Origin of the sequence: Anaeromassilibacillus sp. Marseille-P3371 (genome assembly GCF_900169665.1) — a bacterium.
Lineage (GTDB): Bacteria > Bacillota > Clostridia > Oscillospirales > Acutalibacteraceae > Anaeromassilibacillus.
Window position 1 is genome coordinate 249,795 of the sequence record NZ_LT835157.1, and the last position, 2,738, is coordinate 252,532.

The following is a 2,738-nucleotide window of genomic DNA, read 5'->3' on the forward strand; positions in this document are numbered from 1 at the left end:
TGGAAAATGACAATGCAACCCAGGAGGCAGTGGATGAGAAGGCCGAAGAACTGCTCAATGCGATTACAGCACTGCGTATGATTCCGAACAAGGACGCTTTGAAAGACCTGATTGGAAAAGCAGAGGCAGTGAACACCAGCAAGTACACAGCAAAGAGCGTGGCAGCGATGCAGAAGGCATTGAGCAACGCAAAGGTTGTGTTGAACAATGAAGCAGCGACCGAAGAAGAGGTCAAGAGTGCCGTAGAAGCACTGGAAGCAAGCATCCAGAACCTGGAGACAAAGACGACGACAGCGAAGAAGAGCGGCTCCACATCGAGAAATGTAAGCAACACATATGGAGCAGCGGGTGTGGTTTCCGCAAGCCAGAGTGCAGCGGCAAGTGTGCGCAGTGATGCGGCAAATGCCATCACGCTGAACAGAGGAAGCATGTACACCTTCAAGATGACCGTGGTCAATGGAAACGGACTGGTACCGAGCTTCACAGTGGGCAACGGAAGCGTTCTGAAGACACAGTTTGTGTCCCAGATCGGCAATGACTACTACTACAGAGTGTATGCAGTTGGCACACCGGGCCAGAGCACAGGCGTTTACACCACACTTCCGGGCCAGAATGCGAAGCTGCATTGCGAGGTAGCCATTGGATGAACGCCGGGAAATTTGTGTAAGGTATAAACGTGTACTATTCGATCAAGCACCCGGCAGCCGATAGCAGAAAGCTTGCGTAGGAGACGCCGTAGGCGCGGAAGATGCTGTGTGTCCACAGGAGCATGGCCCAGCCATCCTTGGCGGACATCTTAGTAAATTGAGCGAAGGGAGTCCCTTTCGTAAAGAGCAGAATCCCCGCTCCGGGAAACCGGAGCGGGGGTTTTGCGGCTTTGAGACTTTGTGTACTTGGGATGTAAGCGAAAGATAAAATGTATGGGAATTTCCAAAAGGAAGCAAAAGATTGCAGGCGCGGAAGACGCTGTACGTCCACCGGGCCAGAGCACAGGTGTTTACACCACACTTCCGGGCCAGAATGCAGAACTGCATTGCACGGTAACCATTGGCTGAACGCCGGGCAATTTGTGTAAGGTATAAACGTGTACATATTCGATCAAACACCCGGCAGCCGATAGCAGAAAGCTTGCGTAGGAGACGCCGCAGGCGCGGAAGACGCTGTGGTCCACCGTGCCAGAGCACAGGCGTTTACACCACCCTGCCGGGTCAGGATGCGAAGCTGCATTGCACGGTAACCATTGGCTGAACGCCGGGCAATTTGTGTAAGGTATAAACGTGTACATATTCGATCAAACACCCGGCAGCCAATAGCAGAAAGCTTGCGTAGGAGACGCCGCAGGCGCGGAAGACGCTGTGCGTCCACAGGAGCATGGCCCAGCCATCCTTGGCGGACATCTTAGTAAATTGAGCGAAGGGAGCCCCTTTCGCAAAGAGCAGAATCCCCACTCCGGGAAACCGGAGCGGGGATTTTGCGGCTTTGAGACTTTGTGTACTTGGGATGTAAGTGAAAGATAAAATGTATGGGAATTTCCAAAAGGAAGCAAAAGATTGCAGGCCGAAAAGCACTGTGGTCCGCAGGGCCAGAGCACAGGCGTTTACACCACCTTGCCGGGCCAGAATGCGAAGCTGCATTGTACGGTAACCGTTGGCTGAACGCCGGGCAATTTGTGTAAGGTATAAACGTGTACTATTCGATCAAGCATCCGGCAGCCGATAGCAGAAAGCTTGCGTAGGAGACGCCGTAGGCGCGGAAGGCGCTGTGTGTCCACCGGGCCAGAGGTGCGGGTGCTTATACGGCCCTGCAAGGCCAGAATGTAAAACTGCATTTCATGGTAACGGCAGCATAAGAGTTCGTAAGAGCAAAAAAGAATATGGGATGTCTCTGATCGGTATATCGGCAAGATAGAAACAGGCACTTCCAAAAGTGCAATACTTCGAATCGGTAACTTTCCCAGTGTGTATGTATATCATTCGGTCCGTTTCTTATAAGAGAAATAAGAGACCGGACATGTAGGAAGATGCAGGCAGAGACGTTCCACCGATATGGCCCAGCAGGTGGTTTCCAAATGTAAACGCGGAAATCCCTGCTGGGCCATCTTTTTACAAGGTCTTGGTACAAATCCGACTATTGTGCAGTGGAAGATACGGGAGGCAATGCTCCAGAATGGGAAGCATATCCGCCTACCGGCAGCGTTCATGAGTTGTCAGATTTAGTGCTAATGTTCTTGGTATGGAACCCAAATCCAAGTCGGATGCTACGGACGTATCTCAGGGATAGGGATGTATCGTATGGTGGCGTTATGGTATCGCCATTGCTTGAATGATTGGATGGGTGCGATAAGCTTTTGGGAATGGGATAAAAGGTGTTTCTACAGGGAAAATCGGTAATAATCGATAAATACTGGAATCGTGTTGTACAAAGAGTGGAAGCAGCTCGTATCCAAAGTAAGACATAGCAGTCACTAACAGGAAACTACTCTAGGAAACACCTTAGGTGTGAAAGACGTTGTGCGTTCGGGCGATTGGCCGCACACTGGATAACTTGGGGAAGACATCCGTCTGTATTTGGTAAAAATTCTGCAAAAATGCCATAGGCATAAAGGTACTACGTACCGTACTCGACGGCTTAGAGGAGGAAACTTCCATAGGAAAAATCTTAGGAGTAAAAGACACTATTTGCCCAGGCGGTTGGCTGAATACCGGATAGCTTGGGGCAGATATCTGTCCGTATTTGGC

The 2,738-nt window shown here is 50.7% G+C and carries 2 protein-coding genes; both read left to right on the forward strand.

Going from position 1 to position 2,738, the window contains the following annotated elements:
* Positions 1–647: FIVAR domain-containing protein (locus B9Y59_RS15555; RefSeq protein WP_198945576.1), on the forward strand; the 647-nt coding region annotated here is incomplete at its 5' end.
* A gap of 273 nt (positions 648–920) precedes the next feature.
* The gene (locus B9Y59_RS16365) at positions 921–1,055 is read left to right on the forward strand and encodes a hypothetical protein (RefSeq protein WP_256366508.1); all 135 of its coding nucleotides are present in this window, start codon (positions 921–923) and stop codon (positions 1,053–1,055) included.
* Positions 1,056–2,738: the final 1,683 nt, after the last annotated feature.

Excerpts from the sequence above, each read along its gene's own strand:
- B9Y59_RS16365 (WP_256366508.1), top strand. The coding sequence starts at position 921 with ATGGGAATTTCCAAAAGGAAGCAAAAGATTGCAGGCGCGGAAGACGCT.